Below are 8,070 nucleotides of genomic sequence, written 5' to 3' on the forward strand. Positions count from 1 at the left end.
AATCGTCGTTACAGGCTGGACACCGCATTGGATGTTCTCGAAATATGACTTGAAATATCTCGAAGATCCGGATGAAGCATACGGCGGAGCTGAAAATATCAATTCGATCGCCAGAAAAGGTCTTGAACAGGATGCGCCAGGGGCCTATAAAATTCTTGATCAATTCTACTGGGAAACGAAAGATATGGAAAATGTAATGGTTAATGTTGCAGAAGGAATGACTCCTTCAGAGGCAGCAGATAAGTGGATAAAAGAACATCAGGACAAGGTATCCAAATGGACCAAGGGTGCAGCGCCAGGAAACGGTAAAAAAATCAAATTGGTTTATGTTGCCTGGGATACTGAAATTGCCAGCACGAATGTAATTGGCAAGGTACTGGAGAAAAACGGGTATGACGTAACATTAAGCCAAGTTGAGGTGGGACCAATGTTTGCCGGTGTGGCAAACGGAAGTGCCGATGCCATGGTGGCTGGTTGGCTTCCAAGTACACATATGGAGTACTATGATAAGTACAAAGCCGATTTGGTCAACCTTGGACCAAACTTAAAAGGAACGAAAAATGGTCTGGTCGTACCTGATTATGTAGATATCGATTCGATCGAAGACTTAAAGTAAGTAAAAAATAGGGAATCTCATTAGAGATTCCCTATTTTTTTAGTTATCACAAGCTACAGACTGTTAAGTGAATGAAGGGGGCTCAATGGATGGAAACGAACTTGCCTGTCAATTCTTCTTCCGTTACTTCAATCTTCCCTTGTAAATCCTCAGCCAGTAGCACATAGCTTTTGACACCGATGAATTCGGAATGCGAAATCAAAAAGAATTTTGTTCCTTTTTTGTACGCAAAGGATTCTTCTTTGATTAACTTATACATTTTCATATTGTTTTTTCCACCTTGACTATCATAAGTTCATCATTTTTCATGTATCGGATTAAAGAATGCAGTCATTATGTACAATTTTAGCTGTTCCAATAATAATGAGTCAAGACCATCAAAGACCATCACCGATTGTCAAATGATAGGCGTGTCCACCTTTGTCTGGCACTGCATATTATGGAATGGTAAAGTTGTGAATAAGGTTTGTTTGCTACATAAGAAATAATCAGGGTACATAATGAATCAGGAAGGTGTGGAAAAAATGAAACCAATCATATTCGATGTTGATACAGGAATTGATGATGCCCTGGCGATGGCATACGCATTACATTCCCCAGAATTGGAGGTGCTCGGTTTCACGACTTGCTTCGGCAATGTGGCCGTTGAGGATGCGACTCGTAATACGCTTACTGTTTTGGAAAAATTAGATCGGCATATACCGGTGTTTAGCGGAGCCAATCAAACATTGAACCGCGGGGAAAAGAAGAAATACCCGAAGCATGTCCATGGCGAGGACGGACTGGGAAATACACGTAAGGAGGTATCAGCCCTCCAAGCCTCACAAGGAAATGCAGTGGATTTCATCATCGATCAAGTGAAAAGCCGCCCCCATGACATTACGGTCATTGCAGTTGGCCCGCTGACCAATATCGCTTTGGCGATCAAAAAAGCCCCGAAAATCATGTCCCTCGTCAAAGAGGTGATTATAATGGGCGGTGCAGTACGAGTACCGGGCAATGTAACCCCCTTTGCTGAAGCGAACATCCTATCAGATCCCGATGCTGCCGATCTTGTATTCTCATCAGGTTTGCCAGTAACATTGGTGGGGCTTGATGTGACCTTGCAAACGTGTTTACCGAAATCGAAGCTTGGTGAATGGCGTGCGACTGGTAAGGAATCTGCCCAATTTCTTGCGGAAATGACCGATTATTATATGAAGGCTTATGATTCCTCCCATCCGGGCTTGGGCGGTTGCGCACTTCATGACCCACTTGCAGTAGGGGTTGCGATCGATTCAGGTTTCGTAAGTACAGTACGGATGAACGTCAAAGTGGTGACCGAAGGCGAAGAGACAGGCAGGACAATCGGTCAGCCTGATCGCGAATCGAATATCCGCGTCTGCACGGAAGTCGATGCCGATCGATTTGTGAAACACTTTTTGGAACGGGTCATTCGGAGTTAAGCCGAATAAATCTGGAGTAAGGGCGAATAAATCTAGAGTAAGGCTGAATAAATTGGATTAAGGTCGAATTAATCAGAGTAAGGACGGATTAATCGGATTAAGGTCGAATTAATCCCAATAAATCCAACGCAAGGACGAAAAAAGCTGAATCAGGGCCAAATATTTCAAAAAAAGGACTTCCGCTTTGTCGGATGTCCTTTTTGAATCAGAGTTGAGATAAGGCTGGTGTTTTTTCGAATATTAATCAAACGTTTGATTAATTCCAGTCTAAAGTCACTATGGTTATGACTAGAATCATATATTTGAGCAAGGCTTCTGAAATAGTGGGTAAAAGGAACTTTCTTTTTCGATGAAAAGTAAAACTCTTGAAATTTTCATGGAAAAAAAGTTTAGCGCTTCAAGAAAACAGGTACATAGACTTTAGCGATTCCAGATTTAGGTTAATTTTTGTAATCATTTTTTACCATTTTTCGACTTCGTTCTTATTTATATGGCAGAATTTGTATGGTTCCATTAAAATGTAACTATAAGATAAAAGGAGGATTTTTATTATGTCACAAATTCGCGTAACACCTTCAGAACTGAAAGATGTAGCTAGACAATATGATAATGAGAGCCAGCAGGTTACGGATATCATTGGTCGTTTAGATAGAATGAGAGATCATTTAACTGGCATTTGGGAAGGTTCTTCCAGTGAGGCTTTCGTCGGGCAATACGAGGAATTGAAGCCTTCATTCATGGATATGGCCCGATTGTTGAATGAAGTTTCTCAACAATTGCATAAATCAGCTCAGATCCTTGAAGACACAGATAACCAGATTGCTAGTCAAATTCGCGGATAATCTTCAGGTCATAAATGATAAAGAATTATTTAGAAAAAGCGCCGCGACTCTTTATGAAGATCGTGGTGTTTTTTTGCTTGAAATGAGGTGGGCTCTATATATATTCAATTGACGATCGATTTAAATAGGTATACGGGTGAAGTATTCGACTTGCAAGTGTCGGATTACCGATCCATCAAGAAGGTTATCGAAATAGTATGGCAGCTTAAGAATATTGCCCTTACACCCAAGGAGGGCTATTGGGTGCGGGTCCAGAATAAAGAGTTCGTATGTTCAGGTTATGACACCCTGCTCGATAGCGGGATTACGACTGGGGATCGCCTTGAGATCCTTTAGTGGTTCAGTGCGGCCTCATACTAGGATAAAAGTCTAAAGCCCTTTAGCAGGGGTAAAGGAGTACATATAATGGATGAGTTGAATTCCTCATATCTGGAGAAAAAAATCGCAGCACATATGGTGAAGGATGATAGTGGTTATATGTTCGTTTTTCAACGGGCGAACCTATCGATGCAAGATCGGCTGGAATTGCAGCTTATCCATGAAGCTGATGATGCTCTCCAGAGACATATAGAAGTGACAGAGGATGAGGTGCAGATCAGAGTAAATCCACCAGCCTCTTTTTTTGTTTTTTCGAGAGCAAGAGAGAAAAATGTGTTACGCCGATGGTTATCTTCTTATCAAGTCGTGAAGAAGATCAGAAATCATCAATTGACTCGGTTGATGCTTGCCGTCTGTCCGGAAAATATCGTTTTCGATTCAAGTATGACCCCGTATTTCCTCCATTACGGTGTAAGGGACAGTCTGCCTCCCTATGAGCAGGATCAGGATATGTTATTTCAAGAAACGAAGGCAACGATTTCGGCGCTTGTGGATGGGCAGCATTCATTCGAAGAGTACCTGCTTTACCATCAAACACTGAAGCTATCGAATGAAGCACAAAGCATATTGGCTGCCGGGACCTGGGATGAACTTTCCACGATCATTCAATCTCGAATAGATGCGTTGGAGAAGGAAGAAAAAGCATTTGTGCATATCCCCGAAAAGAAGTGGAAAACGGCACGGTATACTCTTATGGGAACGATGATCGCCCTTGTGCCATTGCTGTTCTTTACGATTTATACGCTTTTCATCTCCCAGCCAAGACACACTGCATACGTAGAAAGCGGTGAAAGTTTCCTAACGCAAAAATATAGTGAAGTCATTGACCGATTGGAAAATTACGATCCAAGGAAAATGCCGTATGTCGTTCAATATGAACTGGCAAGGTCTTATGTCACTTATGAACCGTTAGAGGGTGCCGCGAGGAAGAATGTCGAAAATGCCATCACCTTGCAGACCGATAGTCAGTATCTCCTGTATTGGATTTATATAGGCAGGGGGGAGAACGAGGACGCGATCGATTTGGCGAGAATCATGGAGGACCGCGAATTGATCATGTACGGGCTGATCAACCAGAAAGAACAGATTAAGCTGGATGATCAGCTATCTGGGGAAGAAAAGGAAACGCAACTTAAAGAAGTCGATACGGAGCTGACCCAATATAAAAAGGAAAAAGAGGAATTGGAAAGGCAATTGGATGAACAGGAAGGACAGAACCTGGAGAAATCCGATGCGGAAGCAGAAGCTAAGGCAGCAGTAAAAGAGGAAGTTGAAAAGAAAGAAAGCAAGGATTCAATAAAAACATCTGATGAAAAAGAGAAAAGCAAAGAGTGAGCATATTGCCTTTTGCGGAGGTGAGATTATATGAGTTTATTATGGATTTATTCAGAGGGAACCTACCAATCCTATACGATCAAGGATCAGCATAACGGCCCCATTACGATTGGGCCAGCAAAAAAGGATGCAATCCGCATCCAGTCGTTACCTTTCGAACAGGGATCTATCGAGCTGAGAAAACGGGAGGGGCTTGATGAATATGAGGTATACGGAGGAGAAAAGAAGCTTGGTGATGTAAAGCCGTTAAAGGTCTTCACTTTTCGTGAGGGAGATGAAACGGTCGATATTTTTTATATATCAGGACAATCGGAAGAAAACCTCTATTATATCGGCAACTTGAAAGAAATCACTGTATCACACAAGGCGGAAGCCACTTTCCGTAAGGAAGGACCCCTTTCGTGGAATGGCTTATCCATGGTTTTTCTTAGAGGGCAATGGTTTCTAATGCCTGATGAAAAAAGCAAGGTTTTCCTGAATGGTGAAAGGCTGGCAGCAAAAGCACCCATTCAAAATGGCGATCTCATTTTTTTGCCTGATATGACACTGAGGTTGATTGAAGGCGACTTATTAATGGTTCATAGTGCCGAGACCTATGCAACATCCTTACCTGAAATGAAGAAGCCGATTTCGGAAATGAAGAAAAGCTATCCCCAATTTCGCCGGACTCCAAGGATGATCTATGATTTGCCTGACGAGAAAGTGACAATCTCATTTCCGAGCCAGGAGTCGGAGGATAATAATAGAGGGTTATGGCTCATCCTGATGCCGCCGCTGATGATGTTGATTGTCATGGGTGTCATTACGATCGTTCAGCCACGGGGGATATTCATCATCATATCGATTGTGATGTTCACCACGACTTTAGTAACCTCGACAGCACAATACTTTAAAGATAAAAAGAAACAAAAATTCAGGGAAGAAAAACGCCAACGTGTCTACACAAGATATCTTGATCAAAAACGGGAGGAACTGCAAGAGCTTTCTGAAAAGCAAAGGAATGTGCTTTTCTATCATTATCCATCCTTCGAAAGGATGAAGCAGCTAACCGAAAGTATCAGTGACCGTATATGGGAGCGAACCTTGGAAAGTGAAGACGCACTCCACTTTAAGATCGGGACGGCGACGATATCGTCGAGCTATGAGGTGTCGGTCAACAGTAACGATATGTCCAATCGAGAAATTGATGAATTACTTGAGCGGTCACAGGAACTTGTCGATGTATACAAAAACCTGGAGGCTCTTCCGCTATCGATAGATTTATCTCATGGATCGATGGGGCTTGTCGGAAAGGAGTCGATCGTTAAACGGGAGTTGCAACAATTGATTGGGCAGCTTGCATTTTTCCATAGTTATCATGATGTCCGGTTTGTCGCCATCTTTCCAGAAACCGACTATCAGGAATGGGAATGGATGAAATGGCTTCCCCATTTTCAACTGCCTCACGCCTATGCAAGGGGATTCATATACAATGAACAATCACGCGATCAGCTATTGACTTCGATTTATCAACTTTTGAGGGAGCGGGATTTGGATGAGAACAAAGGAAAAGCGAGGTTCACTCCTCATATTGTCTTCATCGTTACGGATCGCCAGTTAATTGCTGAGCATGTCATATTGGAATACTTGGAAGGCAGAGCGGATGATTTGGGCATCTCGACGATTTTTGCTGCCGGTGCAAAAGAAAGTTTGACGGAAAATGTTCATACACTCGTGAAGTATATAAACGATCGCCAAGGTGAGATTCTCATCCAGCAATCGAAGGCTGTCCATACTCCTTTTACACTTGATGTCCATGCTAGAGAAGGTAATGAGCGTTTTGCACGGACGCTGCGCTCACTAGATCATCAAAAGGGCATGAACAATTCAATCCCAGAAACGGTGTCCTTTTTGGAACTGTTGAGGGCACGAGAAGTGGAGGACCTGCCAATCGGCAAGAACTGGCTTAGCAACCAATCCTCCAAATCCTTGGCCGTACCGATTGGTTTGAAAGGAAGAACGGATAGAGTTGAATTGAATCTGCATGAAAAGGCGCATGGACCTCATGGATTGGTGGCTGGGACGACGGGGTCGGGGAAAAGTGAACTGCTGCAAACCTACATCCTATCGTTAGCCGTTCATTATCATCCACATGAAGTGGCCTTTTTGCTCATTGATTATAAAGGCGGGGGAATGGCACAGCCATTCAGGCAGATTCCCCATCTGCTTGGAGTGATTACGAATATTGAGGGAAGCAAGAACTTCAGCGCAAGGGCCCTTGCCTCCATCAATAGCGAATTGAAAAAACGCCAGCGACTGTTCGATCGATATGAAGTCAATCACATCAACGACTACACGGATTTGTACAAAGAAGGAAAAGCGGAAGAACCGCTGCCGCATTTATTTTTAATATCAGATGAGTTTGCCGAGCTTAAGAATGAGGAGCCGGATTTCATCCGTGAATTAGTCAGCACTGCCAGAATTGGTCGGAGCTTGGGCGTTCATCTGATTCTTGCCACGCAAAAGCCCGGCGGTGTCATAGATAACCAGATATGGAGTAATGCCCGCTTCAAGATTTCCCTAAAGGTACAGGATGCCAATGATAGTAAGGAAATCCTTAAAAATGGCGATGCCGCAAATATCACGGTCACGGGGCGGGGATATTTGCAGGTAGGCAATAACGAGGTGTACGAACTGTTTCAGTCAGCATGGAGCGGTGCCCCTTATTTGGAGGATACGGCGGGATTGGAGGACGAGGTGGCACTGGTCACCGACCTTGGCCTAGTTCAAATCTCGAGTGTTTCGGAACAGGCTGCTAGTCGAAGGAAAGAAAAAATCAGTGAAATCGAAGCCGTTGCCGATCATATCGTGGCGACACAAGCAGAAATGAAGATCGAGAAGCTGGCAAGCCCATGGCTTCCGCCCCTTAAAGCTCGCCTATCGAGAAGCGGTGAAAGCAGCCTGACGAGCAATCAAATCCATCTCGGAATGAAGGATGAACCGGAATTGCAAAGCCAGACAAATTACATCTATAACTGGATGGAGGATGGAAATATCGGGATATTCGGTTCTTCCGGATACGGTAAATCAACTACGGCTTTGACCCTGCTCTTTAGCTTTGCAGATCAATTCTCTCCTGAAGAACTGCATTATTACTTGTTCGATTTTGGCAATAGCGCATTACTTCCATTGCGCCAGCTGCCCCATACAGGGGACTACTTCCGATTCGATGAGCTTAGGAAAATTGAAAAATTCATGCTACTCATGAAAGCGGAAATCGAAAGGCGCAAGCAGCTTTTTTCGCAAAAGGAGCTTAGTAACATCAAGCTTTATAACGCGTTAGCGGAGGAGAAACTGCCGATTATTTATATCACGGTCGACAATTTCGATTTGGTGAAGGATGAGATGCCAGATCAGGAGGCGCAATTGATCCAGTTTGCACGTGACGGACAATCACTGGGGATTTTCATGATTT

General features: G+C 43.5%; 7 protein-coding genes. 6 read left to right on the forward strand and 1 reads right to left on the reverse strand.

The window, feature by feature from the left end:
- Positions 1-616, forward strand: a 616-nt coding sequence (locus CVN76_RS21375; RefSeq protein WP_332850659.1) for a glycine betaine ABC transporter substrate-binding protein, incomplete at its 5' end; no start/stop codon positions are given.
- A gap of 82 nt (positions 617-698) precedes the next feature.
- Here the strand turns inward: CVN76_RS21375 and CVN76_RS21380 are convergent.
- On the reverse strand, positions 699-881 hold the full coding sequence (locus tag CVN76_RS21380) for a hypothetical protein (RefSeq protein WP_061143190.1): 183 nt from the start codon (positions 879-881) through the stop codon (positions 699-701).
- 259 nt (positions 882-1,140) lie between these two features.
- On the opposite strand from CVN76_RS21380, the gene CVN76_RS21385 reads away from it, so the two are divergent.
- From CVN76_RS21385 to essC, 5 genes are all read left to right on the forward strand, one after another.
- Entirely contained in the window at positions 1,141-2,061 is a 921-nt protein-coding gene (locus tag CVN76_RS21385; protein ID WP_100532979.1) for a nucleoside hydrolase, read from the forward strand.
- 551 nt (positions 2,062-2,612) lie between these two features.
- On the forward strand, positions 2,613-2,903 hold the full coding sequence (locus tag CVN76_RS21390; protein WP_061143192.1) for a WXG100 family type VII secretion target: 291 nt from the start codon (positions 2,613-2,615) through the stop codon (positions 2,901-2,903).
- 96 nt (positions 2,904-2,999) lie between these two features.
- A complete protein-coding gene (locus tag CVN76_RS21395) occupies positions 3,000-3,239 on the forward strand; it encodes an EsaB/YukD family protein (RefSeq protein ID WP_100532980.1) in 240 nt (79 codons plus the stop codon).
- 69 nt (positions 3,240-3,308) lie between these two features.
- Positions 3,309-4,616, forward strand: a complete 1,308-nt coding sequence (essB, locus tag CVN76_RS21400; protein ID WP_100532977.1) for a type VII secretion protein EssB — start codon at positions 3,309-3,311, stop codon at positions 4,614-4,616.
- Between the two features lie 30 nt (positions 4,617-4,646).
- Positions 4,647-8,070 (forward strand): type VII secretion protein EssC (essC, locus tag CVN76_RS21405; RefSeq protein WP_100532978.1); only part of this gene is annotated, 3,424 nt, incomplete at its 3' end.

The sequence above is a fragment of the Bacillus sp. mrc49 genome (assembly GCF_002803435.1).